Annotated in this window: 20 protein-coding genes, 1 pseudogene and 1 riboswitch; of the genes and pseudogenes, 9 read left to right on the top strand and 12 right to left on the bottom strand. The window is 73.3% G+C overall.

Annotated elements, in window-relative coordinates; genetic code table 11:
* Positions 1-155 precede the first annotated feature (155 nt).
* Complete coding sequence (locus tag JJV70_RS16175) at positions 156-1,022, bottom strand: CdaR family transcriptional regulator (protein WP_306823474.1); 867 nt, start codon at positions 1,020-1,022, stop codon at positions 156-158.
* A gap of 743 nt (positions 1,023-1,765) precedes the next feature.
* On the opposite strand from JJV70_RS16175, the gene JJV70_RS16170 reads away from it, so the two are divergent.
* The 3 genes from JJV70_RS16170 (at position 1,766) to JJV70_RS16160 (ending at position 5,247) form a co-directional block, all read left to right on the top strand.
* Entirely contained in the window at positions 1,766-2,587 is an 822-nt protein-coding gene (locus JJV70_RS16170) for a hypothetical protein (RefSeq protein ID WP_219048690.1), read from the top strand.
* Positions 2,575-4,083 (top strand): NADH-quinone oxidoreductase subunit NuoF family protein, encoded by a 1,509-nt coding sequence (locus JJV70_RS16165; RefSeq protein WP_219048689.1) that lies wholly within the window; start codon positions 2,575-2,577, stop codon positions 4,081-4,083. Before JJV70_RS16170 ends, JJV70_RS16165 begins: the two co-directional genes overlap by 13 nt.
* Before the next feature lie 126 nt (positions 4,084-4,209).
* Complete coding sequence (locus JJV70_RS16160; RefSeq protein ID WP_219048688.1) at positions 4,210-5,247, top strand: SCO0930 family lipoprotein; 1,038 nt, start codon at positions 4,210-4,212, stop codon at positions 5,245-5,247.
* A gap of 228 nt (positions 5,248-5,475) precedes the next feature.
* Here the strand turns inward: JJV70_RS16160 and JJV70_RS16155 are convergent, their stop codons facing one another.
* Positions 5,476-6,648: an acyl-CoA dehydrogenase family protein gene (locus JJV70_RS16155; protein ID WP_219048687.1), complete on the bottom strand. Its 1,173-nt coding sequence runs from the start codon at positions 6,646-6,648 to the stop codon at positions 5,476-5,478.
* A 268-nt stretch (positions 6,649-6,916) separates the two neighbouring features.
* Between JJV70_RS16155 and JJV70_RS16150 the strand changes: the two are divergent.
* The 3 genes and pseudogenes from JJV70_RS16150 to JJV70_RS16140 all read left to right on the top strand — a co-directional run bounded on the left by JJV70_RS16150 (position 6,917) and on the right by JJV70_RS16140 (position 10,256).
* Positions 6,917-7,968 (top strand): annotated as a pseudogene (locus JJV70_RS16150) (glucose 1-dehydrogenase).
* A gap of 210 nt (positions 7,969-8,178) precedes the next feature.
* Complete coding sequence (ctaD, locus tag JJV70_RS16145) at positions 8,179-9,870, top strand: cytochrome c oxidase subunit I (RefSeq protein ID WP_219048686.1); 1,692 nt, start codon at positions 8,179-8,181, stop codon at positions 9,868-9,870.
* Positions 9,867-10,256, top strand: a complete 390-nt coding sequence (locus tag JJV70_RS16140; RefSeq protein WP_219048685.1) for a cytochrome c oxidase subunit 4 — start codon at positions 9,867-9,869, stop codon at positions 10,254-10,256. Before ctaD ends, JJV70_RS16140 begins: the two co-directional genes overlap by 4 nt.
* 115 nt (positions 10,257-10,371) lie before the next feature.
* On the opposite strand, the gene JJV70_RS16135 is transcribed toward JJV70_RS16140, so the two are convergent.
* Together JJV70_RS16135 and JJV70_RS16130 are read right to left on the bottom strand one after the other, a co-directional pair.
* Entirely contained in the window at positions 10,372-12,033 is a 1,662-nt protein-coding gene (locus tag JJV70_RS16135) for a ubiquinol-cytochrome c reductase cytochrome b subunit (RefSeq protein WP_219048724.1), read from the bottom strand.
* A gap of 151 nt (positions 12,034-12,184) precedes the next feature.
* Positions 12,185-13,567: a peptidase C39 family protein gene (locus tag JJV70_RS16130; RefSeq protein WP_219048684.1), complete on the bottom strand. Its 1,383-nt coding sequence runs from the start codon at positions 13,565-13,567 to the stop codon at positions 12,185-12,187.
* Between the two features lie 305 nt (positions 13,568-13,872).
* Between JJV70_RS16130 and JJV70_RS16125 the strand changes: the two genes are divergently transcribed.
* Complete coding sequence (locus JJV70_RS16125; protein ID WP_219048723.1) at positions 13,873-14,460, top strand: uridine kinase; 588 nt, start codon at positions 13,873-13,875, stop codon at positions 14,458-14,460.
* Positions 14,461-14,947: 487 nt separating this feature from the next.
* Complete coding sequence (locus JJV70_RS16120; protein WP_219048683.1) at positions 14,948-16,891, top strand: AAA family ATPase; 1,944 nt, start codon at positions 14,948-14,950, stop codon at positions 16,889-16,891.
* Positions 16,892-16,898: 7 nt separating this feature from the next.
* Here JJV70_RS16120 and JJV70_RS16115 read toward each other — a convergent pair whose 3' ends face one another.
* From JJV70_RS16115 to ribD, 8 genes are all read right to left on the bottom strand, one after another.
* Entirely contained in the window at positions 16,899-17,354 is a 456-nt protein-coding gene (locus JJV70_RS16115) for a PH domain-containing protein (RefSeq protein WP_308294842.1), read from the bottom strand.
* A 30-nt stretch (positions 17,355-17,384) separates the two neighbouring features.
* Entirely contained in the window at positions 17,385-18,233 is an 849-nt protein-coding gene (gene hisG / locus JJV70_RS16110; RefSeq protein WP_219048682.1) for an ATP phosphoribosyltransferase, read from the bottom strand.
* 109 nt (positions 18,234-18,342) lie between these two features.
* The gene (locus JJV70_RS16105; protein ID WP_219048681.1) at positions 18,343-18,615 is read right to left on the bottom strand and encodes a phosphoribosyl-ATP diphosphatase; all 273 of its coding nucleotides are present in this window, start codon (positions 18,613-18,615) and stop codon (positions 18,343-18,345) included.
* 94 nt (positions 18,616-18,709) lie between these two features.
* Entirely contained in the window at positions 18,710-19,195 is a 486-nt protein-coding gene (ribH, locus tag JJV70_RS16100) for a 6,7-dimethyl-8-ribityllumazine synthase (protein ID WP_219048680.1), read from the bottom strand.
* Between the two features lie 47 nt (positions 19,196-19,242).
* Positions 19,243-20,553 carry a bifunctional 3,4-dihydroxy-2-butanone-4-phosphate synthase/GTP cyclohydrolase II gene (locus JJV70_RS16095; protein WP_219048679.1) on the bottom strand — a complete coding sequence of 437 codons (1,311 nt, stop codon included), beginning with the start codon at positions 20,551-20,553 and terminating at the stop codon, positions 19,243-19,245.
* The gene (locus JJV70_RS16090) at positions 20,550-21,215 is read right to left on the bottom strand and encodes a nicotinamide mononucleotide transporter family protein (protein ID WP_219048678.1); all 666 of its coding nucleotides are present in this window, start codon (positions 21,213-21,215) and stop codon (positions 20,550-20,552) included. Before JJV70_RS16090 ends, JJV70_RS16095 begins: the two co-directional genes overlap by 4 nt.
* On the bottom strand, positions 21,212-21,889 hold the full coding sequence (locus tag JJV70_RS16085) for a riboflavin synthase (RefSeq protein WP_219048677.1): 678 nt from the start codon (positions 21,887-21,889) through the stop codon (positions 21,212-21,214). Before JJV70_RS16085 ends, JJV70_RS16090 begins: the two co-directional genes overlap by 4 nt.
* Positions 21,890-22,996: a bifunctional diaminohydroxyphosphoribosylaminopyrimidine deaminase/5-amino-6-(5-phosphoribosylamino)uracil reductase RibD gene (gene ribD / locus JJV70_RS16080; protein WP_219048721.1), complete on the bottom strand. Its 1,107-nt coding sequence runs from the start codon at positions 22,994-22,996 to the stop codon at positions 21,890-21,892.
* Between the two features lie 163 nt (positions 22,997-23,159).
* Positions 23,160-23,290: riboswitch (FMN riboswitch) on the bottom strand.
* A gap of 337 nt (positions 23,291-23,627) precedes the next feature.
* Between ribD and JJV70_RS16075 the strand changes: the two genes are divergently transcribed.
* On the top strand, positions 23,628-25,976 hold the full coding sequence (locus JJV70_RS16075) for a chitinase C-terminal domain-containing protein (protein ID WP_219048676.1): 2,349 nt from the start codon (positions 23,628-23,630) through the stop codon (positions 25,974-25,976).
* The last annotated feature ends 173 nt before the right edge of the window (positions 25,977-26,149 follow it).

The following is a 26,149-nucleotide window of genomic DNA, read 5'->3' as shown; positions in this document are numbered from 1 at the left end:
GAGCGGGCTGGCGAGTCCGGTTTCGGCTGCCCGGCCAGCGGGGTGCGCTGGCAACGGGGTGGGTGTATCCGCCCTCGGGCATGCCGCAGCGGCCCCGGAGCCGGGTGAGGGCTTTGGGGCCGCTGCGGTTGGGGGGCGGCGTCAGGCTGTGGTGCTCACAGCCCGTTCACCCGCGCCTCGCGGGCCACGCCCAGGGGGCGCATGCCGACGGCGACGGCCCGGGCGCGTCGTACGGCCCGCGACTGACGGCGCTGCAGCTGGGCCAGCAGACGGCGGCTGCGCAGGGTCATCTCCAGCTCGAAGCGGGTGCGCGGGTCACGCAGGGCGGGCCCGAACAGCTTCTCTATCTGCCGGAGCCGGTACCGGACCGTCTGCGGGTGCACCTGGAGCGTGCGTGCCGCCTCCGGCGCGCCGCCGCCCTCCAGCCAGGCGAGCAGGGTGGCTTCCAGCCGTTCGCTCTGGCGCGGCGTCAACTCGTCGAGTGGGCTGAGCCAGCGGCAGCTGAGGGCCCGGGTCAGCGACTCGTCCTGGAGCATCAGCAGCAGGGTGAGGTGGTCGTCGACGAACGCGGGGTCGGGGGCCGGGCCGGTGCGGCCGAGGGCCAGCAGGTGGCGCGCCCAGCGCAGCGAGGACGCCGCCTCCGCCAGTGGTACCGGGTGCCCGACGGCGACGAGCCGGCCGCGCAGCACGTGTTCGAGCAGGCTGCGGGTGGAGGCACCCTTGTCGGGCACCAGCAGGCAGGTCTCGGCGTCGGCCCGGCTGAGCAGGGTGTCGCCGAGTGCGACGGCGAGCTGGGTGGCGTCACCGGGTGAGGTGAGGACGACGGCGCGCACCCGCTCGGGCAGCGGCCACCGGGCGGACCGGGCCAGGTCGCTCAGTGCCGTCTCCGGGGCGCAGGGGTCGCCGGTGAGGGCGGCGAACAGGTTGCGCCGGGCGCGGTCGATGGGCACGGGGGCGGAGACGGCTCCCCCGGCCGCCGCCGGTGGCCCCTCGTCCTTCTCACGGTACCCCAGGACGGTCAAAAGGGCGTCTTCAACAGCCCGTTTCGCATCATCCCGGTCACTTACCGAGGGAAGGGTGGAAAATTCCGGAATGCTTCGCTGGAGCACTTTTACGACCTCGTCCGCGATCGCGGGAAGTTCCTTTCTCAGAACGCGGGTCCACTCGCCGCGAGGGCGGGCCCAGATGCGGTTGATCAGGTCACACATCTTTACCTCGTTCCTGCCGGGGCGGGTCCTACCGGAAGTAACCAGTAGGACCTGTGGCGCTTGACTCCTTGCCAGCTCCCCGGTCTGGCAGAGAAGTTGACCGTTGAACAAAGCCGTCCGCCGGACGGCGTCTGCGGTCGTGGCGAGCCGCGTGCTCCCTGGGGAGCGGTGCACGACCGCCTTGGAGGGGCATCATCCGCAGCTCCGGGCGCGGCGGCGACGTCGCTGCCGGAATTTGTCACAGCACGATAAACCTTAGGAGGTTCGGAGGGTGTTCGGCGATGCTGCTGGCGCCCGTTCCCACGGTTTTCGCTGCGCAAAGCGGAGAAAGCGGTACCTCTCGCCACGGGTTAACTTCAGTAACACCGCGCTTTACCAGCGCCACTGAATTAGCGTCAAAAGCGTGACCCGTAACGCCCCCGGAGGGGAGGCGGTCGAGGGGTTCGTGCGGGCGGGCAGCAGGTCCGTCGCACGTACCGGAGGTCCCGTTGTCGCCACTGCCCCCTTCGACCACGCCCCCGCGCGCCCCGAACCGGGCCAGGCCCAAAGGGCGCCCCGTGCGGGACGGGTGGCCGGCCGGCACGCTGCCCCGCCAGCGCGACCGCCGCCACGCCGACGGGTACCACGCCGGCCGGCGGCAGCGTGACCGGCGGCACGGCGAGCGCTACGGCGCCGGCCGGCGCGCGCCCGACCGGCGCCGGCACGCGGACCCGCTGCCCTGGCGGCGCGTCCTGCGTCCCGCACTCGGCCTGACGGCGGTGCTGTCGCTGTCCGTGGCCTTCAACGCGGGTGCCTTCCACCGCACCCGCGAGTTCCTGGACTTCGGCGCCGGTGTCCTGGCCCTGGTGTCGCTGACCGCCACGGTGCTGTGGGGGCTGGCGGCCACCGACCGGCTGCTGCTCAGTTCGCCGCACCGGCTGCTCGCCCAGGGCGTGCACCGGGGAACGGCGGTGGCCGGGCTGGGCTTTCTGTCGCTGCACATCTGGGTGAAGATCGCCGAGAGCCGGGTGAGCGGGACGGCCGCCCTCGTGCCGTTCTGGGACGACGCGCGACCGGTGCTCATCGGGCTGGGGACCGTGGCCGCGTACCTGTTCCTGGCCGTCGCCATCACCGGCGCGGTGCGCAGCGTCTTCGCCGCGGGCGGCCGGTCGCGGTACTGGCGGGCCCTGCACATGTGTGCCTACCCCGCCTGGGGAGCGGCGCTGGTGCACGGGCTGAAGGCCGGGCGCGCCGCGAGTGGCTGGGTGACGGCCGGTTACGTGCTGTGCCTGCTCGGGGTGGCCACGGCGCTGGCCCTGCGGCTGCTGCCGCACCTGGGACCGGCGTGGCGCGGCCGGCAGCGGCGCGCGGGCGGCGGGTGGCGGTCATGGCTGAGGTGACTCCCACCCTGGTCTCGGTGGGCCCGCCACGGCTGCTGGCCGGGCTGGACCGGACGGCGCGGCTGGACCGCGTCTCCCACCTGACCGTGCACGGCTCGGTGCCTGATCTGCGTCCGGTGGAGCTGATCGACCTGGCGGAGAACATCGATCTGCGGGGCAAGGGCGGCGCCGGGTTCCCGTTCGCGCGCAAGGTGCGGGCGGTGCTGACCGCCGCGCGAAAGCGGGATGGGCGGTGCGTGGTCGTCGTCAATGGCAGCGAGGGGGAGCCCAGTTGCCTCAAGGACACCGCCCTGTGGCTGCACACCCCGCACCTGGTGCTGGACGGGGCGGCGCTGGCCGCGCGGGCGCTGGGAGCGGACGAGGTGTGGGTCGGGGTGACGCGCGTGGATGTGGAGCGCTCGGTGGCCGCCGCGATCGCCGAGCGCGGACCCTACGCGCCCCGGTTGCGGGTGGCGCTGCTGCGCGAGCGGTTCGTCACCGGCGAGGGTTCGGCGCTGATCAGCGGCATCGCGCAGGGTACCGGGCTGCCGTCGGGACGCCGGGTGCGCTCCAGTGACAGCGGGCTGGGCGGCCTGCCCACGCTGCTGTCCAACACCGAGACGTACGCGCAGCTCGCGGTCGCCGCGCGGCTCGGCGCGCTGGAGTACCGGTCGGTGGGTCTGCCGGACGAACCGGGCACGGTGCTGCTGACGGTAGCCGGGTCGAAGGTGGTGGAGACGCCGAGCGGGGTGCCCCTGCCCTACGTGCTCCAGGTCTGCGGCAGCACACCGGGGCAGGGTGTGCTCGTCGGCGGCTACCACGGGGGCTGGCTGGGGCCCCGTGCGGCGTGGGGGGCGCTGGTCTCGCGCGGTTCGTTCGCCGACGCCGGGGCGTCCTTCGGCGCGGGCGCCGTGCTGCCGGTGCCGGAAAGCACGTGCGCGGCGGCCGAGACGGCGCGGGTGGCCCGGTGGATGGCGGACGAGTCGGCCGGGCAGTGCGGGCCGTGCTTCATCGGCCTGCCCGGGCTCGCGGACGACCTTGACCGGGTGGTCGCGGGGGGCGGCGAGAGCGCGCTGGCCGCCGTGACCGCGCGGCTGGAGGCGGTCGTCGGGCGCGGGGCGTGCAGCCATCCCGACGGCACGGCGCGGTTCGTGACGTCGGCGCTGACGGTGTTCGCGGACCACTTCGCCGAGCACGCGCGCGGTGGGCCGTGCGGACTGCCGGTGCTGGGTGTGCTGCCCGTCAGCAAGGAAGCGGGCGGTGCGGCACCGGTGGCGCTGCCGCCGGGACCCGGGCCGGAGGGCGGTGCCGCCAAGGAGAGCGCGGAGCGTTTGGTCGTGGACTGGACGCTGTGCCAGGGCCACGGGTTGTGCGCGGACATCGTGCCCGGCGTGCTGCGGCTGGGGCCAGATGGTTACCCCGAGCGTGCCGTCTCGCCCGTTCCGGCCCGGCTGCGGCAAGACGCGCTGCGTGCGGTGCGCCGCTGCCCCGCGCTGGCGCTGCGCATCCAGGAGTGAGCTGCCGCTTGTCGCGGCGTGCCATTTGTCGCGGCGTGACAACTTCTGGCCGCGGTGAGCGCCTGCCCCATGGGGGCCGTACCCACCGATGACAGACCCTGAGGTTGCCTTGAGTGAGGAGCGGTCATGAGGAACGGGCGTCAGCGGGTGGCGGTGGGGGCGGCGGTCGCGGTGGTTCTCGCGGTCACCGCGGGTTGCGGCAGCGGTGACGAGGCACAGGAGGACCGCGTCGCTCCAGCCGGGGAGAGCTCCTCGCTGTCCCCGCAGTACGGCGGCGGGTACGGCAGCGACACCGCCGGCGGCGAGGACCGCAGCGGACCCGCGGGCACGCTGGCGCTGCGGGAGGACGCCGAGCTGGGCAAGGTCGTCACCGACAGCGAAGGCTGGACGCTGTACCGCTTCGAGGAAGACTCCGCGAAGCCGCCCAAGGCCACCTGCGAGGGCGACTGCGCCTCGGCGTGGCCACCGGTCCCGGCGGACGACGCGAAGGCCGCGTCCGGGATGGACGCCGCGCTGGTCGGCTCGGTGGAGCGGGCCGACGGGTCGAAGCAGCTCACCCTGGGCGGCTGGCCGGTCTACCGGTACGCCAAGGACACCAAGCCCGGCGACGCCAGCGGACACGGTGTGGGCGGCACGTGGAACGCGCTGGCGCCGGACGGCGGCAAGGCGGGCGCGGACGCGGGCGGCGGCGCTGAGGCGGCGGGCTCCGGCGGCAGCGAACCGGCGGGCAGCGCGCCCGCGGGCAGCTCCCCGGCCGGGAGCAGCGGTGACGCTGGCGAGAGCGCGGGCAAGGAGGAGGGCGGCGGCGCGGACCTGACCGCCGTGACGGACGCGGAACTCGGGGAGATCGTGCGGGACGCGGAGGGCCGCACCCTGTACCGGTTCGACAAGGACACCGCGTGGCCGATGAAGTCCAACTGCAACGACGACTGCGCGGAGGTGTGGAAGCCCGCGGGGGCGGTGGACCTGGGGGCGCTGGAAGGCGTCGATCCGGAGCTGGTGACGACGTTCACCCGCGACGACGGCTCCGAGCAGCTGTCCATCGACTGCTGGCCGGTGTACACGTACACCGGTGACAAGGCCCCCGGGGACACCAACGGTCACGGCGTCGGCGGCACCTGGCACGCGGTGACACCGAGCGGCACCAAGGCTGCCGCGAGCTGACACCAGGGGCCGCGGACTCCGGCTGACCCCCGGGCCACAGGGGCCGCGCTCCTCGCGGGGAGCCCGCCACGGCGGCGGGCCGTCAGGAGCCAAGCTCTGACGCGGCCCCTCCCGCCGCGGCAGGTGCGGTATCGGTCACCGGCTCCCCGGTGAGGGTGATCCGCGGGGTCTTCGAGGGCCGGTGGCGGTGGTAGAGCGTGCTCTTCCCCCGCCACCGGCCCTCGTGGGTCAGCCGCTTTCTGGGCCCAGGAGGTGGCGGGAGATGACCACGCGCTGGATCTGGTTGGTGCCCTCCACGATCTGGAGCATCTTCGACTCCCGCAGGTAGCGCTCGGCGGGGAAGTCGGCGGTGTAGCCGTAGCCGCCGAGGACCTGCACGGCGTCGGTGGTCACCCGCATGGCCGTGTCGGTGCACACGAGCTTGGCCATCGCCGCCTCCTTGCTGAACGGCAGGCCCGCGTCGCGGCGGCGGGCGGCGGCCAGGTAGAGCGCGCGGCCGGCCTCGACGCGGGAGGCCATGTCGGCCAGCAGGAAGCGCAGCCCCTGGAAGTCGGCGATGGGGCGGCCGAACTGCTCACGGCCCTTGGCGTAGGCCAGCGCCTCGTCCAGCGCGGCCTGGGCCAGGCCGACCGCGCAGGCGGCGATGCCCAGACGGCCGGAGTCCAGTGCGGCCAGCGCGATGGCGAAGCCCTGGCCCTCCTCGCCGATGCGCCGGGCGTCGGACACACGGACGCCGTCGAAGTGCACCTGCGCCGTGGGCGAGCCCTTCATGCCCATCTTGCGCTCCGGCGCGGCGGCGCTCAGGCCCTCGGCGTCGCCGGGCACGAGAAACGCGGTGATGCCGCGCGGCCCCGCGACGCCGGTACGGGCCAGGACGGTGTAGAAGTCGGCGATGCCACCGTGGGTGATCCACGCCTTGGTGCCGTCGATGATCCAGTCGTCGCCGTCGCGGACGGCGCGGGTGCGCAGCGAGGCGGCGTCGGAGCCCGCGGCGGGTTCGGACAGGCAGTAGGCGCCGAGCAGCCCGCCGCCGAGCATGCCGGGCAGGTACTCGGCGTGCTGCTCCTTGGAACCGAAGGCGGCCAGCCCGTGACAGGCGAGGCTGTGCACGCTGACACCGAGACCCACGGTCAGGCGGGCGGCGGCCAGCTCCTCCAGCATCTGGAGGTAGACCTCATACGGCTGCTCACCGCCGCCGTACTCCTCCGGGTAGGGCAGGCCGAGCAGCCCGGAGCGGGAGAGCAGGGCGAAGGTCTGGCGGGGGAAGCGGCCCGCGTCCTCTTCCTGGGCGGCCACGGGGCGGATCTCCCGCTGCACCAGGTCGCGGACCAAAGTCAGCAGGTCCTCGGATTCCTCGGTGGGCAGCCTGCGGTCCACCGGCGGGGGGACGTACTCGGACATCGCGGCGCTCTCCTCCCTGTAGGGCGCGGCGGCGGCGACACCGGGGTTGGGGCATCGGCACCGGGTTGGTACGAACCAGTCGTGGTGCGCCCCTCCGGGTTTCCGAGGCGGCTGACCAGCGACTGTGCGGAGTGGAGTATGCCTGATCGACCGCTTCGGCGTCACTGGTGTCACAGCTGACGGTGCTGGCAGGAGTGTTAGGGGCGCGGAGACCGGGGGAACCGACGACAGGGCCCGTCGTACCCGTCGTATCCCCTCGGGAGTGCCGATGCAAGCGCTGACCGTCGCCCCGCAGCAGCGGAACTCGCTGCGAGTGGAGAGCCTGCCCGACCCCGAGCCCGGTGCCGGGGAGCTGCTGGTGGAGGGGCTGATGCTCGGCGTCTGCGGCACGGACCGGGAGATCGTCGGCGGGGAGTACGGCTGGGCGCCCGTGGGAGGGGAGCGGCTGGTGCTGGGGCACGAGTCGCTGGGCCGGGTCCGGCAGGCACCGGCTGGCAGCGGCTTCTTCGCCGGGGACCTGGTGGCCGGGGTGGTGCGGCGCCCGGACCCGGTGCCGTGCGGGGCGTGCGCGCACGGCCAGTTCGACATGTGCCGCAACGGCCGCTACACCGAGCGCGGCATCAAGGAGCGCCACGGCTACGGCTCCACGCTGTGGACGGTGGAGGCCGGCTACGCCGTCCGGGTGGACCCGGCGCTGGAGCACGTGGGCGCGCTGCTGGAGCCCACCACGGTCGTGGCCAAGGCCTGGGACCAGGTGCTGGACATCGGCAACCGGGCCTGGTTCGCGCCGCGCTCGGTGCTGGTGACCGGTGCCGGACCGGTCGGCCTGCTGGCGGCCCTGCTGGGGCAGCAGCGCGGGCTTGAGGTGCACGTGCTGGACCGGGTCACCGGGGGCCGCAAGCCGGAGCTGGTGCGGCGACTGGGCGGGACGTACCACAGTGACGACGTGGAGAGCGTGTTGCGCGCGGTACGGCCGGACATCGTCATCGAGGCGACCGGCGCGCCCCGGTGGCGTTCGGCGCGATGCTCGGCCTTCCGGCCTACGGGGTGCTGTGCCTGACCGGCGTCTCCCCCGCCGGGCGCCCGCTGAAGGTGGACGCCGGGGCCATCAACCGCGAGCTGGTGCTGGAGAACTCGGTCGTGGTGGGGTCGGTGAACGCGGGCAAGCACCACTACGAGGCGGCGGCCGCCGCGCTGGCCGCAGCGGACCCGGGCTGGCTGGACGCCATGATCACCCGCCGGGTCCCGCTCGCCCGCTTCCAGGAGGCGTTCGAGCCGGACTCCGGCGGGGTGAAGACGGTGCTGGAGCTGGGCGGCTGACGCCGGTCAGCGGCGCGGGCGGCGGGCGGTGGCCAGCGCGGCGAGGGTGGCTGCGAGGCACGCCCCGGGGCGGCTGGGCGCGGGACTCCGTAGGGGCGAGGGGTAAGCCGGTGTGTCGGATCGGCCCCCGTGGCCGCGGGTGGCGCAGGGTTGAGGCGCGGGCCCGTGGGTTACGGGACGGCGCGGTACCCGTGGAGGAATGAGGCGTTGATGGCCGCTCAGGACAGCGACACCCGGGTACGGCAGCCCCGGCACCCCGGCCCGGCCGGGCACCCCGGCGGGGGCGGCCCGGGGCTCGGCATCCGGCTGCACGGCTGGCTGCGGACGACCGACCACAAGGTCATCGGCAACCTGTACCTGGTGACGTCCTTCGGGTTCTTCCTGTCCGGCGGTCTGCTGGCGCTGCTCATGCGCACCGAACTGGCCGCCCCCGGGCTGCAGCTGACCACACCGGACCAGTACCACGAGTTCGTCACGATCCACGGCACGATCATGATGCTGCTGTTCGCGACGCCGCTGTTCGCCGGGTTCGCCAACGCGATCATGCCGTTGCAGATCGGTGCGCCGGACATGGCGTTCCCCCGGCTGAACGCGTTCACCTACTGGGTGTACCTGTTCGGCGGGCTGATGGTGGTCTCCGGGTTTCTCACCCCGGGCGGTGCGGCCTCGTTCGGATGGTTCGCCTACGCGCCGCTGAACAGCGCGGCGTTCTCCCCCGGCTACGGCGCCGACCTGTGGACCATGGGCCTGGTGGTCGCCGGTACCAGCACCATCCTGGGCGCCGTCAACTTCATCACCACGATCATCTGTCTGCGCGCCCCGGGCATGACCATGTTCCGGATGCCGATCTTCACCTGGAACGTGCTGTTCACCTCGATCCTGGCGCTGCTGGCCTTCCCGGTGCTGACGGCCGCGCTGCTCGCGCTCCAGTCGGACCGCACCTTCGGCTCGCACGTCTTCGACGCGGCGAACGGCGGCGCCATCCTGTGGCAGCACCTGTTCTGGTTCTTCGGTCACCCCGAGGTCTACATCGTCGCGCTGCCGTTCTTCGGCATCGTCACCGAGATCCTGCCCGTCTTCAGCCGCAAACCGGTCTTCGGCTACTTCGGGCTGATCGGCGCGACGATCGCGATCACCATGCTGTCGGCGGTGGTCTGGGCGCACCACATGTTCGCCACCGGCGCGGTGCTGCTGCCCTTCTTCTCGCTGATGTCCTTCCTCATCGCGGTGCCCACCGGGGTGAAGTTCTTCAACTGGATCGGCACCCTGTGGAAGGGCTCCTTGAGCTTCGAGCCGCCGATACTGTGGGCCACCGGCTTTCTGGTGACGTTCCTGCTCGGCGGGCTCAGCGGCGTCGTCGTCGCCTCCCCGCCGCTGGACTTCCACCTGACGGACAGCTACTTCGTCGTCGCCCACCTGCACTACGTGCTGTTCGGCACGGTGGTGTTCGCCATGTTCGGCGGCTTCTACTTCTGGTGGCCGAAGCTCACCGGCCGCATGCTGAACGAGCGGCTGGGCAAGGTGCACTTCTGGACGACGCTGGTGGGCTTCCAGACCACGTTCCTGGTGCAGCACTGGCTGGGTGAGCAGGGCATGCCACGCCGCGTCGTGGACTATCTGGAGGCCGACGGCTTCACCGCCCTCAACACCCTCTCGACCGTCGGCGCCTTCGCCCTCGGCGCCTCGACGCTGGTGTTCCTCTACAACGTGTGGTGGACCTCCCAGTACGCCGAGCGGGTCACGGCCGACGATCCGTGGGGCTTCGGCAGGTCACTGGAATGGGCGACCTCATGCCCGCCGCCACGGCACAACTTCACCGCCCTCCCCCGGGTGCGGTCCCACGATCCCGCCTTCGCGCTGCGCCATCCGCTGGTGGTGTCCTCAAAGAGGAGGCCCGGGTGAGGGCGGAGGCGTGGTACTTCACGGGGGTCTCGGCGTTCTTCGCCCTGGTCACAGTGCCGTACGCGGTCTGGGGTGACGATCCGGCCGGGCGCGCGATCCTCGTCGTCGCGTGCCTGATGTCCGCGCTGATCGCGTTCTTCCTGTGGACCCAGTTCCGCAGGCGCGGCCGGCGGCCCGAGGACCGGCGCGAGGGCGAGATCGCGGACCGGGCGGGGCCGCTGGACTTCTTCCCGCCGCACAGCTTGGCCCCGGTGGTCACCGCGGCCGGTTTCGCGCTGGTGGGCACCGGCGTGGTGTTCGGGCTGTGGCTGGCGCTGATCGGCTTCGCGGTGCTGGCGGGTGGCGTATTCGGTTTCGTCTTCCAGTACGCGCGCGGCGTGCGGTGAGCGCCCCGCGCGTGAGACCGCGCGGTTCGCGTGGCTCCCTCGCGGGCGCCCGGCCGGGGCCGCGTTCGCGCTGCCCGTCCGGCACCCGCGTTCTCGCCCGGCCGGGCCACCGGCGTCAGGGCTCCGGCGGCCCGTCGGGCTCGCGGTCCGGGGCGGGCCGGTCCGGGGTGGCGGTGCGGGAGGCGATCTCCCGGCGCTGGGGCGGCGTGGTCGGCATCTCGACGCGGTGGCGGTAGAACCAGCGGCTGAGCGCGGTGCGCAGCCGCTCGCGGCGCGGGGCGCGCTCCCGGGGCGCGGGCGGCGGGGGCGCCGGATCGTCGCGGACGAGCAGCGGGTAGCTCTCCTCAGACGGCAGCGGCGTGTGCGCTGCGGTGAAGCCACCGGCCACCGACTGCCGGACCTCGCCCGTCTCCTCCCCCTCGGCCAGCCGTTGCCGGTCGTGCTCCTGGAGCGCGAGGCAGACCCGCTTGGTGACGAGGAACGCCAGGAGGGGCCCGGCGAAGACCGTCACCCGGAAGAACCACGCCACCGACTCCACCGGCGGCCCGAACAGGTAGGCGATCATGTCCTGGCCGCCGGCGAGGAGCAGGACGCCGTAGCAGGTGAGGCCCGCGACGCCCAGCCCGGTGCGGGTGGGCCGGTTGCGCGGGCGGTCGCACAGGTGGTGCTCACCGCGGTCACCGGTCACCCAGCGTTCGAAAAGCGGGTACAGGTACAGCACGGCGAACAGCGCCCCGGGCAGCAGCACCGCCGGGACGAACACGTTCCACATGAGCGTGTGGCCCCACAACGTCGTCTCCCACGGCGGCATCAGCCGCAGCGCGCCCTCCAGGAAACCGACGTACCAGTCCGGCTGCGCGAAGGTGGAGACCTGGTCGGTGCGGTAGGGGCCGTAGGCCCACACCGGGTTGATCTGGGCCACGGCGCCGAGGAGGGTGAGCACGCCGAAGACGCACAGGAACAGGCCGGTGGACTTGGCGACGAAGTGCGGCACCATCGGCTCGCCCACCACGTTGCGGTTGGTGTGGCCCCTGGCCGCCCACTGGGTGTGCCTCAGGCGGAACACCAGCAGCAGGTGCACGGTGATCAGCGCCAGCAGCAGGCCGGGCACCAGCAGGATGTGGACGGAGTACAGCCGCGAGATGACGTCGTCACCGGGGTACTCGCCGCCGAACACGAAGAAGCTGACGTAGCCGCCCAGGACGGGGATGGACAGCATGATGCCCTGCGCGATGCGCAGCCCGGTGCCGGAGAGCAGGTCGTCGGGGAGCGAGTAGCCGGCGAACCCCTCCAGCAGGGCGAGCACGAACAGCGTCACCCCCACCATCCAGTTGAGCTCGCGCGGCCTGCGGAAGGCGCCGGTGAAGAACACCCGCAGCAGGTGCACGCCGATCGCGGCGACGAAGAGCAGGGCCGCCCAGTGGTGGACCTGCCGGATCAGCAGTCCCCCGCGCACGTCGAAGCTGATCCGCACCGTGGCCGCGTACGCCTCGGACATCCGCACGCCGCGCAGCGGCGCGTAGGAGCCCTGGTAGACCACCTCGGCCATGCCGGGCGTGAAGAAGAACGTCAGCCAGACGCCGGTCAGCAGCAGGACGACGAAGCTGTAGAGCGCCAGCTCGCCCAGCAGGAACGACCAGTGCTGGGGGAACGCCTTGCGCAGCGTCCCCTTGGCGCCCTCGGCCACCGGCAGCCGCGCGTCCAGGGCATCGAAGGCGCGCTCCGCGCTCCGCTGGGCCCGCTGGCGGGCTCTCGCCTTGATCCGCGACGGCAACAGCACCGGCGCCTGCCTCCTCGTTCACGTGAGCGGTGGATCGGGACAGCTGACGCTGGGCCAGGCGGCGGGCAGCCCGCTGGTCAGCGCGCCGGGCACGGCGGTACCCGCGAGCGCCACGGCGGGGCTGGCGCCACGGTGCCGGGAGGCGCGGTCACTCCACGCCGACGGACGCCAGCGCGCGCAGCTGGGAGTGGCCCAGGCGGGTGGGGAAGAACAGGTAGCACACGCCGCCGGTGCCGCTGCCGGTGCTGCCGTCGGCCAGCTTCCGCCGGGTGCGCAGCCACACGTTCTCGAACTGCCGCCGCCGGTAGACGCGGCGGACGGAGGCGTTGTCCTCGGCGTTGGGGTCGTTCGCGATGACGTCGCCGTCCCCGGTGAAGCCGACGACCGTCATCAGGTGTCCGGACGTGCCGTATCCGGCGCCGTCCAGCTCGTCGGCACGGAAGGACTGGGAGGTGACGAGCGGGATGCCCGCCCGGATGAGCAGCTCGGCGTCGTGCAGGGAGCCCAGGCGGGTGACAAGGCCCTGCAGGTCGCGGTAGGTGGCGGCGTAGGCGGCGTTGAACGCCCAGTTGCCGCAGCCCTCGTACTGGTAGTCGTAGGTGGCGCGGGCGGCATGGCACACCTGCGGGTCGTCGTAGGAGGGCTCGACCCACGCGTAGTCCTCGGGTGCGGGGCGGCGGCCCCAGGACTCGATGATCATCTGTGCCGAGGTGGGGCTGCACCACGCCTCACCGCCGTTGTCGTACTCCGGGTACCGGCCGATGTGGATGTTCTGCGAGTAGGACGGCACGCTGAGCTCGACGCCTGCCGCGGCAGCCGGTTCGGTGGCGGGAACCTCGAAGCGGTCGGGCACCGCGGAGGTCATCGCGCCGAGCCGCCACATCGTGGGGGTGGCGCGGCTGCCGGGCGCGCGGTGCAACGTGGCGCGCAGCTGGTACTCCGTCAGGCGGGCACCGTCCTCGGTGAGCGCCAGGGTGTCCGTCCACACCCTGCTGCGGCCGTCGCCCTGTCCGTCCACCGAGGTGCGGCGCGGGACGTCGGGGCCGTCGCCCTCGGCCCACACGCCCAGGGTGTACCAGGGGGTGTGGGTGCCGTCGGTGTAGGTGCCGCGGGCTTCTACCCGGACCCAGGTGCCGGGCGGGGTGTGCGCGTTCCAGGAGGCGATCAGCTCGCGGGCACCGCTGTGCGGGCGGTAGACGGGTGAGGTCCACGTGGCGTACTCCCACGCGGTGCGCTCGGTGCCGCCGTGCGGGTCGCGGTAGTCGAGGGTGCCCCGCGCGGCGCCGATGACGATGCCGGGGCGGCGTCCGGCGGCGACGCGGGTGCCCTCGGCGCGGCCCGCACGCCAGTCGGCGGCGGTGGTCCACGCCTGGTAGTCCACCGAGCCGCCGGGGCCGCCAGCGGGCTTGCCGGGCGCGGCGCGGCCGGTGGCCGACGCGGTGGAGATCCCGGGGGCGGCGCCCGTGGCCGTCGCGGCGGCGGCGAGCGAGGCGGCGAGCAGGGTGCGGCGGGTGGGCACGGAACGGCTCATGCGGAGGTCCCCCTGTCGGGTGGTGGTACGGCGTGGTCGGCGGTGTCCGGCCGTGGTGCCCGGCCGGGATGGTGGGTGGCGCGCTGTCTACTATCGCGGCACGAAGGGGCGGCAGACCAGCGACCTGGCCCGGCGCGGTCCGGCGGTGTCGCCCGGACGGGCCGGGTGGCGGAAGGGGCGGCGGGCGCCCGTAGGCTGGCCGGGTGACACAGCACTCCCCCCGCGCGGTGCCCCCAGCGCCCGGGCCCCCGTCCGCCCCGGCCGGTGGAGCCGATGGCGGCGGGGCCGACGCGGAGAGCGCCGGGCTGGCGCGGCTGGCCGGGTGGTTGCGCGGGCGGGAGCCGTCGTGCGGCCCGGTGCGGGTCATCGGCGTGGACGGGCACGCCGGGTCGGGCAAGAGCACGCTGGCCGGTCTGCTGGCGGATGCGCTGGACGGTGCCCCGGTGCTGCACCTGGACGACCTCGCCTCCCACGACGCCCCGTTCGGCTGGACGCGCCGTCTGACCACCGATGTGCTGACGCCCCTGTCCCACGGGGAGACGGCCCGCTTTCCCGGCTACGACTGGGAGCGGCGGGCCTTTCACCGCCCGCTTGAGGTGCCCCCGGCCCCGGTACTGCTGGTGGAAGGCGTCGGTGCGGGCCGCCGGGCGCTGCGCCCGGCGCTGTCGGCCGTGCTGTGGCTGGACGTGCCCGCAGCGGTGGCGTGGCCGAGAGGGCGGCGACGGGACGGGCCAGCCCTGGCCGCCTTCTGGGACGGCTGGACGGTTGCGGAGAGCGCGCACTTCGCCTCGGACCCGACACGTCCGCACGCCGACGCCCTGGTACGGCCGTGCGAGAACGGGTTTCCGGGATGCGTGTGCTACGAGGTGCTTGAGGGACCCGAGGGGCACTGAGGGACGAAAGTTCACCCCTTTCGTAGCGTTGAGTAGTCGTACGCCCCCGGGGTGCCGCCGGTCTCGGGGGACTCCGCCCACGGCCTTGACAAGCTCTTGACCAGCGGCGCGAGAGCGGCTTACGTTCTGGGCATGCGGTCTGGTCAGGCCGTATGTGAGCGCGAAGCCCTCGGTTGTTCCCCCGTGACCGAGGGCTTCGTTCTGTCCGGGGCCGGTCGGCCCTGCCGGGGTCTCCGGTCCGTGCCTCCCCACGGCTCCCAGAAGGCGCGGGACGCGCACCGAGTGTGACGGAGGCGTCGGACGTGCCCTGAAGGCAGTCGGCACGGTGCGTACGGCGGTCTTCGACGCAGCGTGCCGCGCGGGTACCATGCGAGCGTCGCGAGGCGCCGGGTGATTGCCGACCACGATCAGCAACGCGCATTTATGACACGGCAGTTGACCGGACGGGGCGGGTCCGGCGGGATCGACGGGCACGGCTGGGGGCGGGATGGACTTCGGCACGCGGGACACCCGGGGGCCGCGCGCACCGGCCGACCTGGCGTGGCTGCGCGGCCTGGACGCCTACACCATGGGCGACTACCCGCAGGCCGAGGAGGAGTTCCGCGCCTGCGTCCAGCTCGACCCGGGGATGGCCGACGCCTGGCTCGGCCTGCACGCCCTGCGCGTGGACACCACCACCGCGCTGCTGCGCATGCTCGAGTACCGCGACCGGTTCGGCGAGCAGCGCTCCCGGCACGGCCGCAGCCTCAACTCCTGGTACTGGCTCGGCTGGTGGGTGCAGCCGGTGCTGGAGTCCGGCCGGGACCTGCTGCTCGCGCACGCCTCGCACTGGCTGGACGGCCGCCACGTCGCGGAGCTGGACCGTGCGCTGGCCGGCTGCCCGCCGCCGGACACCGATCCGCAGGTGCGGTTCCTGCATGCCTGCCGCGCCTACCTGGCCAAGGACTGGGACGGCCTCGTCGTCCACACCGAGCCGCTGGTAGACGATCCGCTGCTGGGCATCGAGGCCGGGCTGTTCGCCGGGATGGCCCGGGTGCGGCTGGAGATGTACGGGCAGGCCGAGCCGCTGCTCAGCCGCGCGCTGATGCGCTGCCGCAGCGAACAGCCGCAGCGCAAGGAGCTGCGCTACTGGCTGGCCCGGGCGCGCGAGGGCACCGGGCGCAGTGCCGCGGCGCTGCCGCTGTACCGGGCCGTGTACCGCGCGGACCCGGCGTTCATGGACACCGCTGCGCGGCTGACGGCCATCACCGACGCGGACGGCACGGCCGACCCCATGGTCTCCTCCTGGACCGGTCCGCTCGCGGCCTCGTTCGCGGGCGCCGGGCCAGCCGGTGACGTGCCGCCGGACGCCGAGGGCCTGGACACCGGCGATCCCGCCTTCGCGGAGGGGCGGCCCGGGGAACCGGGCCCGGGCGGGCCTTCCGCGCCGGTGGAGCCCGACGCGGCTCCCGCCCGGGCCGCCCGGCACGGGCCGCGCGGCACCGGGGCGGACGGCGCGGCGGGCCGGGGCGAGCCGGCCGACCGGTGGCCGCAGGGGCCAGCCGATCCGGTGCTGCTCGCCCAGGCGCTGGACGAGCTGGAGCGCATGGTGGGCCTGGAGCCCGTCAAGCGTCAGGTGCGGGCGCTGTCCGCGCAGTTGCACATGGCGCGGCTGCGGGCCCGGCAGGGGCTTGTGGTGCAGCCGCCGAAGCGCCACTTCGTCTTCTCCGGCCCGTCCGGCACCGGGAAGACGACGGTGGCGCGCATACTCGGCCGGGTCTTCTACGCGCTCGGCCTGCTCGGCGGCGACCACCTGGTGGAGGCGCAGCGCGCGGACCTGGTGGGCGAGTTCCTCGGGCAGACGGCGGTGAAGGCCAACGAGCTGATCGACTCCGCGCTCGGTGGGGTGCTGTTCGTCGACGAGGCGTACAGCCTGTCCAACTCCGGGTACGCCAAGGGCGACGCGTACGGCGACGAGGCCCTGCAGGTGCTGCTCAAGCGCGCCGAGGACAACCGCGACCGGCTGGTGGTGATCCTGGCGGGGTACCCCGAGGGCATGGACCGCCTGCTGGCCGTCAACCCCGGTCTCAGCTCGCGCTTCACCACGCGGATCGACTTCCCCAGCTACCGGCCGCTGGAACTGACCGCCATCGGGGAGGCACTGGCCGCCGACAACGACGATGTCTGGGACGGGGAAGCGCTGGAGGAGCTGCGCAGCATCAGCGGGCACGTGGTGGACCAGGGCTGGATCGACGAGCTGGGCAACGGCCGGTTCCTGCGCACGCTGTACGAGAAGAGCTGCGCCTACCGGGACCTGCGGCTGTCGGGCTGGCCCGGGGACCCTTCGCGCGAGGACCTGTCCACGCTGCGGCTGCCGGATCTGATGCAGGCGTACGGCGAGGTCCTGTCTGGACGCGGTGGCCCGGGGCCGCGTCCTCAGCCGCCGCTGTAGCGTGCGGTCAGCCCGTGCCGTGGAGGTCGGCCAGGGCCCGCAGGGCGGTGGCGTCGCGGATGGCCTGGGCGCGGGAGATGCCGGGCTGGATGCCCATCGCGGGCAGGCTGGTCCCGTCGGAGAGGTCGAGGTAGACCCACGGGTCGCCGGGGCGCAGGTTGACCTTGACCAGCTCCGCCCACTGCAGGCGCCGGGAGCGGGTCAGGTTGACGACGGTGACCCCGTCCTCGTCGGCCGTGACGTGCGGGCGGGCCAGCAGCACCAGCACGCCGAGGAAGAGCACACCGGTGCCGATGAAGCTGGCCCGCTCCCCCACCGTCAGCGTCGGCAGCATCAGCGCGATCACCGTGAGCACGGCGAGGATCGCGACGCCGGTGGTCAGCAGCACTGCCCGGGTGCGGGTCGGGCGGAAGGTGACCGGCAGACTGGGCAGCGGGGCGGGGCTGGGGGCGGCGGGGGGCACGGGGGTGCTTCTTCCTCGGCTGGTGGGGGCTTACACGCGACAGGCGTGGATGTTGGTGGTGAGGATCGCGCGGGCGCCCAGGTCGTAGAGGTCGTCCATGATGCGCTGCGCGTCCCGCGCGGGCACCATCGAGCGGACGGCGACCCAGCCCTTGTCGTGCAGCGGGGAGACCGTCGGCGACTCCAGGCCCGGCGTCAGCCGCACGGCCTGTTCGACGTGCTCGGCGCGGATGTCGTAGTCCATCATCACGTACCTGCGCGCGACGAGGACGCCCTGCATGCGGCGCAGGAACTGCCGCACCTTGGGGTCGTCGCCGGGCGTGTCCTTGCCCCGGATGACCACGGCCTCGGAGACGAGGATGGGCTCGCTGATGATCTCCAGGCCCGCGTTGCGCAAGGTGGTTCCGGTCTCCACCACGTCGGCGATCACCTGGGCGACGCCGAGTTTGATCGCCGTCTCCACCGCGCCGTCGAGGCGGACGACGGCGGCGTCCACGCCGTGCTCGGCCAGGTGCTGGGTGACCAGGCCCGGGAAGGACGTGGCCACCGTCATGCCGCCGAACTCGGTGACGTGCCCGGCGGTGCCGGGGAGGGTGGCGTAGCGGAAGGTGGACCCGGCGAAGCCGAGCTGAAGGATTTCCTCGGCCTCGGCGCCGGAGTCCAGCAGCAGGTCGCGCCCGGTGATGCCGATGTCCAGCTTCCCGGAGCCGACGTAGACCGCGATGTCGCGGGGGCGCAGGAAGAAGAACTCCACGTCGTTGGCGGAGTCGACGAGGACGAGTTCGCGGCGGTCCTTGCGCTGGCGGTATCCGGCCTCATGCAGCATCGCCGACGCAGGCTCGGACAGTGAACCCTTGTTGGGGACGGCGATGCGCAGCATGGTGCGGTCTTCTTTCACTCGTGCGACGGGTTGCGAAGTAAGTGGCGGAGTAACTCGGGTGACGCGCGGCGCCCGTGCGGACGCCGTGGTCCGGTCAGGGGCGGGCGTATCAGAGGTGGGCGTAGACGTCGTCCAGGGAGATGCCGCGGGCCACCATCATCACCTGAAGGTGGTACAGCAGCTGGGAGATCTCCTCGGCGGTGCGCTCGGTGCCCTCGTGCTCGGCGGCCATCCAGACCTCGGCGGCCTCCTCGACGACCTTCTTGCCGATCGCGTGCACCCCGGAATGGACCAGTTCGGCGGTGCGGGAGGTGGACGGGTCGCCGTGGGCGGCCTTGTGCTGGAGCTCGGTGAAGAGCTCGTCGAAAGTCTTGTTGGCCATGGTGGTGCCCACCTTACGGGGTGCCGTGGCAGGGTGTGCCGGGGCGTCCGCGTAGTGGGCCGCGCAGGCGGGTGCCGCGCGTGAGGCCGGGGCCTCAGCGCCAGGGCTCGGCCAGGGTGCGCAGGGTCGCGGCGGTGGCGACGGCGGCGGTGACGGCCTCGTGGCCCTTGTCCTCACGGGAGCCTTCCAGACCCGCGCGGTCCAGTGCCTGCTCCTCGGTGTCGCAGGTCAGCACGCCGAACCCGACGGGCACCCCGGTCTCCACGGACACCTGCACCAGGCCCTGGGTGACGCCCTGGCACACGTAGTCGAAGTGCGGGGTGCCGCCGCGGATGACGACGCCGAGGGCGACGATGGCGTCGTACCCGCGCTGGGCCAGTGCCTTGGCCACCACGGGCAGTTCGAAGCTGCCCGGCACCCGCAGCAGGGTGGGCTCGACGATGCCGAGTTCACGCAGGGCGCGCAGGGCTCCCTCGGTCAGGCCGTCCATGATCGTGTCGTGCCACTGCGCGGACACCACGGCCACCCGCAGGTTCTCGCAGTTCTTGACGGTCAGCTCGGGTGCGCCCTTGCCGCTCACGGTGTGCTCCTCGGGTCTCGGGTCTCGGATGGATCGGGGAGGGGTTTCTACTGGGTGACGCAGGCCGGGACGGCGGCGTCCTCCAGCCAGGGCAGGTCGTGGCCCATGCGGTCGCGCTTGGTGCGCAGGTAGCGGAGGTTGTGCTCGCCCGCCTGGACGGGCATGGGCTCGCGTCCGGTGACGGGCATGCCGTACCGGGCCAGCGCGTCGGACTTGGCCGGGTTGTTCGTCATCAGCCGGACCGAGCGCACGCCGAGATCGGCGAGCATCTGGGCGCCCGCCGCGTAGTCACGGGCGTCGGCGGGCAGGCCGAGTTCGAGGTTGGCGTCCAGGGTGTCGCGGCCGCGTTCTTGCAGTTCGTAGGCGCGCAGCTTGGACAGCAGGCCGATGCCGCGGCCCTCGTGGCCGCGCAGGTAGATCACCACGCCGCGGCCCTCGCGGGCGACGCGGCGCAGTGACTCCTGCAACTGCGGTCCGCAGTCACAGCGCTGGGAGGCGAAGATGTCGCCGGTCAGGCACTCGGAGTGGACGCGCACGAGCACGTCCTCGCCGTCCCCGAGGTCACCGGCGACCAGGGCGAGGTGTTCCACGCCGTCGAGCGTCGAGCGGTAGCCGTGAGCGCGGAACTCGCCGTGCGCGGTAGGCAGCCCGGTGACGGCCTCGTGGCGCACGGTGGGGGTGGGCCCGCCCGGGGCGGCGGCGCCCCGCCGGTAGGCGATCAGGTCCTCGATGGAGATGATCGCCAGGCCGTGCTTGCGGGCGAAGGGCACCAGTTCGGGCAGGCGCAGCATGGTGCCGTCCTCGCCCGCGATCTCCACGATCGCGGCGGCCGGACGCAGGCCCGCCAGGCGGGCGAGGTCCACCCCGGCCTCGGTGTGCCCGGGGCGGGTGAGGACACCACCAGGGCGGGCCCGCAGCGGGAAGACGTGGCCAGGGCGGACGAAGTCCTCCGGTGCGCTCGCGCCGTTCGCGAGCAGGCGGATCGTGGTCGCGCGGTCGGCGGCGCTGATGCCCGTGGTGACGCCGTGCCGGGGACCGGCGTCCACCGAGACGGTGAACGCGGTGCCCATCGACTCGGTGTTGCGCGTGACCATCTGCGGCAGTTCGAGCCGGTCCAGTTCGTCGCCCTCCATGGGCACGCAGATCAGGCCCCGGCACTCGCTCATCATGAACGCGACGATCTCGTCGGTGATCAGCTCGGCGGCGACGATGAGGTCACCCTCGTTCTCGCGGTCGGCGTCGTCCACCACGACCACCGGGCGGCCGGCGGCCAGGTCGGCGACCGCCCGTTCCACCGGGTCGAGGACGATCTCCCCGGTGACGGCGAGGTCGTGGTGCCGGGTCTCCAGTGCGGTCATGCGGCCGTTCCTTCCAGTTGCGTGGGACGCCCGGCGGACGCGGCGGCGCGGGAACGCAGCCACCAGGCCCGCAGGCCCCACAGGACCAGGACGAGGTAGACGAGGTAGACCAGGCCGGAGAAGGCCAGGCCGCTGGCGAAGGCGAGCGGCACGCCGACGAGGTCAACCAGCAGCCAGGCGAACCAGAACTCGACCAGTCCGCGGGCCTGGGCGTACATGGCGGCGAGCGTGCCGGTGAAGATGTAGGCGTCCGGCCAGGGGTTCCAGGACAGCGACGGCACGGCGGTGAACAGCCCGCCGACGGCCAGCGTGCCGAGCGCGGTGGCGGCGAGCAGCAGCAGGCGCTCGCGGCCGGTGGCGAAGCGGACGGCGACGTGGCCGTCCCCCGCGTCGCGGCGGCCGGTGTGCCACTGCCGCCAGCCCCACAGGCCGACGGCGATGACCAGCACCTGCTTGCCGACGCCGCCGGTCAGGGACGCGGAGTGGTAGGCGGCGACCAGGATCAGCCCGGCGAGCACCTGCACGGGCCAGGTGAGCACCGAGCGGCGCCAGCCGAGGGCGAGGGCGGCGAGGCCGAAGAGGTTGCCGACCATGTCGGACCAGATCACGCTCTGGCCGAACGCCTCGAAGGCGGGGGCGTTGAGGGTGTCGAGGGCGCTCACCGGCCGGACTCCGCGCCGGGCCGCGCCGCCGGTCCGGGCTGCGCGGGCGTGGCGTGCTGCGCGGGCGGGCCCGGGTGGGGCGCCGTGCCGGTGGTGAGCAGGCGTTCGACGTACTTGGCCAGGACGTCGGCCTCCAGGTTGACCGGGTCGCCGGGCTGCTTGGTGCCGAGCGTGGTGAGGTCGAGCGTGGTGGGGATGAGGCTGACGGTGAACCAGTCGGCACCGGTCTCGACGACGGTGAGGCTCACGCCGTCCACCGTGATGGAGCCCTTCTCCACCACGTACCGGGCCAGTTCGCCCGGAAGGGTGATGCGCACCAGCTCCCAGTGCTCGCCCGGCGTGCGCTGGGCGACCGTTCCGGTGCCGTCCACGTGACCCTGCACGAGGTGGCCACCGAGCCGTCCGCCGAGCGCCATGGGCCGCTCCAGGTTGACCCGGGAACCGGCTCGCAGCGCGCCCAGGCTGGAGCGGCGCAGCGTCTCGGCCATGACGTCGGCGGTGAACTCCCCGGCGCCCACGGTCACCACCGTCAGACACACGCCGTTGACGGCGATGGAGTCCCCGCGCGCGGCGTCCTTGGTGACCAGCGGGCCGCGCAGGGTCAGGCGGGAGGAGTCACCGAGCGGCTCGATGGCGGTGACCTCGCCCAGTTCTTCGACGATTCCGGTGAACACTCAGCGCTCCTCGGTGCGGGTGGTGGACAGGGGGGCGGCGGACGGGACGGCGGTGGGAACGGCGGTGACCCGCAGGTCCGGGCCGACGGACACGGCTTCGGTGACGCGCAGGCGCAGGGCCTGGGCGATCGTGGTGATGCCCGCACCGCCCAGCACCTGGGGGCCCGCGCCGAGCAGGGCGGGAGCCAGGTAGCCGGTGACGCGGTCGATGAGGCCCGCGGCGACGAAGGCACCGGCGAGCGTGGCGCCGCCCTCCAGCAGCACCGAGCGCACTTCGCGGGCGTGCAGCGCGGCGAGCAGCGCGGCCAGGTCCAGCCCGCCGCCGGGGTACGCGCGGGGCAGGCGGACGACGTCGGCGAACGGTTCGAGCGCGGCGGCGTCGGCGTCCTCGGCGACGGCCACCAGGGTGGGGGCGGCGTCGTCCAGAACGCGGGCGCCGGGCACGACGGCACGGGCGGCGGAGTCGAGGACCACGCGCAGCGGCTGGACGGCGCCGGGCACGCCGCGCACCGCGAGGTGCGGGTCGTCGGCGCGGGCGGTGCCGGAGCCGACGAGCACGGCGTCGCACCGCGCGCGCAGCCGGTGCACGTCGGCGCGGGCTTCCGGAGAGGTGATCCAGCGGCTGCTGCCGTCGGCGGCGGCGGTGCGGCCGTCGAGGGTGGCGGCGTACTTCCAGTGGACGAACGGGCGGCCGAGCCGGACGGCGGTCAGCCAGGCGGCGTTCACTTCGGCGGCCTCGTCGGCGAGCGGGCCGCCGAGGACGTCCAGACCGGCGGCCGAGAGCGTGGTGGCGCCGCCGCGCGCGGCGGCCGTGGGGTCGGCGACGGCGTAGACGACGCGGGCGACCCCGGCGTCGATCAGCGCCTGCGCGCAGGGGCCGGTGCGGCCGGTGTGGTTACAGGGTTCGAGGGTGACGACGGCGGTGCCGCCGCGGGCGTCCTCCCCTGCCTCGGCGAGGGCGTGCACCTCGGCGTGCGGGCCGCCAGCGCGCTGGTGCCAGCCTTCGCCGACGGTGCGCCCGCCCGCGTCCAGCACGACACAGCCCACGACCGGGTTCGGGCTGGTGCGGCCCAGCCCCCGGGCGGAGAGCGCGATCGCGCGGCGCATCGCGTCCCGCTCGTGCGGTACGGCGAGTGCGGTGGCGGCCACCGGGTCCTCCTGCCTCTTCGGGCGCGGACTCCGGGGCGTGGCGGGACTGGCGGACACCGGGGCTGACGTGGGTGGGCTTCCGTGAGAACACGGAAGCGACAGCACGTGGCCTCGTGGTCCGCCGCGCACTGCCTCCCATCCGGACTTTCACCGTCGGTCCAGGAATTTCACCTGGTCAACCGGCCGCTGGCGGCGGACGGGTCGCGGACTGTAACCGCCGGTTCGGACTTTCACCGACCCCGGAGTGCGCTGACGTCACTTCTGCGCCCAGTGTGCCACGGTCTCGCCGGTGCTGGCTGTGGGGTCGGCCACGTTCCCGGTAACCCGGGCGGGCCAGCGGCGCTCAACCGGCCCTTTCGCGCGGCCGGGACGGCGGGCGCCTGGGTGTCGGCGGCTCTCGCCCGGTGGGCGCGGGGCCACCGGGCCGGTGGTACGTCCGGGAATGGGCGGCGTCATCCGGTGCGCGGGGCAGCTGAGTTGACCCGCCGATCTATTGGTACAGACCTATTGACCGACTGGTCTAGTCCTCCTACGCTCACCGCGCACCCACCCCCCATGTTCCACCTGCCGTTCCCAGGAGGACCCCACCGTGTTCCCCCACCGAAACCGCGCGAGAGCGCAGCTCACGGCGGCCGCGACGGCCGTCGCCGGGCTGCTGCTCGGCGCGCTGGCCACCTCGCCCGCGCAGGCCGCACCGGTCGGCGCACCCACGGCACAGGCCGCCGTGGACCACTCCTCGTGCCGCCCCGACGGGCTCTACGCCACCGCGGGCGTGGACGTGCCGTACTGCACCGTCTACGACAGCGCCGGACGCGAGCGGATGGGCGCGGACCACCAGCGCCGCGTCATCGGCTACTTCACCAGCTGGCGCACCGGCAAGGACGGCCGCGACGGCTACCTCGCCTCCGACATCCCGTGGGACAAGGTCACGCACCTGAACTACGCGTTCGCCCACGTGGACCAGAACAACGAGCTGTCCGTAGGCCCGGACAGCCCCGGCAACCCGGCCACCGGCATGACCTGGCCCGGCGTCGAGGGCGCGGAGATGGACCCGTCCTTCACCTACCAGGGCCACTTCAACCTGCTGAACAAGTTCAAGAAGCAGCACCCGGACGTCAAAACGCTGGTGTCCGTGGGCGGCTGGGCCGAGACGGGCGGGTACTTCGAGCCCGGCGGCGACCGGGTGGCGTCCGGCGGTTTCTACACCATGGCCACCCACGCCGACGGCTCGGTCAACCACGCCGGCATCGAGACGTTCGCCGACTCGGCGGTGGAGTTCCTCCGCGCCTACGGCTTCAACGGCGTGGACATCGACTACGAGTACGCGACGTCGATGAAGGACGCGGGCAACCCGCTGGACTGGCACATCGCCAACCCCCGCCGGGCCGGGCTCAACGCCGGGTACGCGGAGCTGATGAAGGTGCTGCGGGAGAAGCTGGACCGGGCCGGGGCGGCGGACGGCCAGCACTACCTGCTCACCGTGGCGGCGCCCTCCTCCGGCTACCTGCTGCGCGGCATGGAGACGTACGAGACGGCCAAGTACCTCGACTACGTCAACATCATGTCCTACGACCTGCACGGCGCGTGGAACGAGTACGCCGGGCCCAACGCCGCGCTGTTCGACGACGGCAAGGACGCCGAGCTGGCCGCCGCGGGCGTCTACGGCGCCTCGCAGTACGGCGGCATCGGCTACCTGAACGCCGACTGGGCCTACCACTACTTCCGGGGCTCCCTGCCCGCCGGGCGCATCAACATCGGCCTGCCCTACTACACGCGCGGCTGGAAGAACGTCACCGGCGGCACGAACGGGCTGTGGGGCAAGGCTCCGTCGGCGGACTGCCCGGCCGGGTCGGGGCTGACCACGTGCGGTGACGGGGCCTCGGGCATCGACAACCTGTGGCACGACCTGGACACCGAGGGCAAGGAGTCCCCCGCCGGGTCCAACCCGATGTGGCACGCGAAGAACCTGGAGCGCGGCATCGTGGGCGACTACGTCACCCAGTACGGCTTCCCGGCTGGCTTCGAGCTGACCGGCTCCTACGCGCGCCACTACGACTCCACGCTCACCTCACCGTGGCTGTGGAACGCGCGGAAGAAGGTGTTCCTGTCCACCGAGGACGAGCAGTCGGTGCGGGCCAAGGCCCAGTACGTGGTGGACGAGGGCATCGGCGGGACCATGATGTGGGAGCTGGCCGGGGACTACGCCTGGAACGAGGCCAAGGGCCAGTACGAGCCGGGCGAGACGCTCACCACGCTCCTGCACGAGGCGTTCACGGACGCGTCCCCCTACGGTGCGAAGCGCGCCACGACGGACCTTCCGGCGGAGACGATCGATGTGGACGTGGCGTTCACCGACTTCCCGCTCGGTGACTCCAACTACCCGATCAGCCCGAAGCTGCGCATCACCAACAACGCGGACGTGACGCTGCCGGGCGGCACGGAGTTCCAGTTCGACTACGCCACCTCGGCACCGGGCAACGCACGCGACCAGTCCGGGTTCGGCTCGACGATCGTCCGCAGCGACCACACCGGGAACAACATCGGCGGGCTGGACGGCCCGTACCACCGGGTGTCGCTGAAGCTGCCCGGCTGGCAGTCGCTGGCCCCGGGCGCCACGGTGGCGGTGGACTTCGTCTACTACCTGCCCGTCTCGACGCCGTCGAACTGGACGGTGACGGTCGGCGGAAAACCGTACGCGATCCCCGGCGACCTGGCCCGCGGCACGGCGCCGGGCGACCCCGGTGACCCGGGCGACCCGGGCGACCCCGGCGAGCCGGGGCCGTGCACCGCGCCCGGGTGGGCCTCCGGTGAGGTCTACACCGGCGGCGACACCGTCTCCTGGGAGGGCCACACCTGGCGCGCCAAGTGGTGGACGCAGGGTGACGAGCCCGGCACCACCGGCCAGTGGGGCGTCTGGGAGGACCTCGGCGCCTGCTGACCCACTCCCCCGAACCGGCCCTGGCGGGCACCCCACGCCGCCCATCGGGGCCGTTCCTCCGCACCCGGCCCGGGAGCCGGGTGCGGAGGATTTCGTGCTGCCTCGGAGTGACTACTCAGCGGGTCGTGTGACCTGTCGCTGATCGGATCGTTGGTCTGTTTGTGGGCCTGTCG

Source organism: Streptomyces sp. JJ66, from assembly GCF_019303495.1.
Lineage (GTDB): Bacteria > Actinomycetota > Actinomycetes > Streptomycetales > Streptomycetaceae > Streptomyces.
The sequence above is the reverse complement of the archived record's forward strand: the minus strand, read 5'-3'. Positions and strand labels throughout refer to the sequence as shown.

What these genes read in the sequence shown, in the direction of transcription:
- hisG (WP_219048682.1), bottom strand. Translation starts at nt 18,233, where the DNA reads ATGCTGCGCATCGCCGTCCCCAACAAGGGTTCACTGTCCGAGCCTGCG.
- JJV70_RS16130 (WP_219048684.1), bottom strand. Translation starts at nt 13,567, where the DNA reads ATGAGCCGTTCCGTGCCCACCCGCCGCACCCTGCTCGCCGCCTCGCTC.
- JJV70_RS16095 (WP_219048679.1), bottom strand. Translation starts at nt 20,553, where the DNA reads ATGACCGCACTGGAGACCCGGCACCACGACCTCGCCGTCACCGGGGAG.
- JJV70_RS16160 (WP_219048688.1), top strand. Translation starts at nt 4,210, where the DNA reads ATGAGGAACGGGCGTCAGCGGGTGGCGGTGGGGGCGGCGGTCGCGGTG.
- ctaD (WP_219048686.1), top strand. Translation starts at nt 8,179, where the DNA reads ATGGCCGCTCAGGACAGCGACACCCGGGTACGGCAGCCCCGGCACCCC.
- JJV70_RS16105 (WP_219048681.1), bottom strand. Translation starts at nt 18,615, where the DNA reads ATGGCCAACAAGACTTTCGACGAGCTCTTCACCGAGCTCCAGCACAAG.
- JJV70_RS16155 (WP_219048687.1), bottom strand. Translation starts at nt 6,648, where the DNA reads ATGTCCGAGTACGTCCCCCCGCCGGTGGACCGCAGGCTGCCCACCGAG.
- JJV70_RS16165 (WP_219048689.1), top strand. Translation starts at nt 2,575, where the DNA reads ATGGCTGAGGTGACTCCCACCCTGGTCTCGGTGGGCCCGCCACGGCTG.
- JJV70_RS16120 (WP_219048683.1), top strand. Translation starts at nt 14,948, where the DNA reads ATGGACTTCGGCACGCGGGACACCCGGGGGCCGCGCGCACCGGCCGAC.
- ribD (WP_219048721.1), bottom strand. Translation starts at nt 22,996, where the DNA reads ATGCGCCGCGCGATCGCGCTCTCCGCCCGGGGGCTGGGCCGCACCAGC.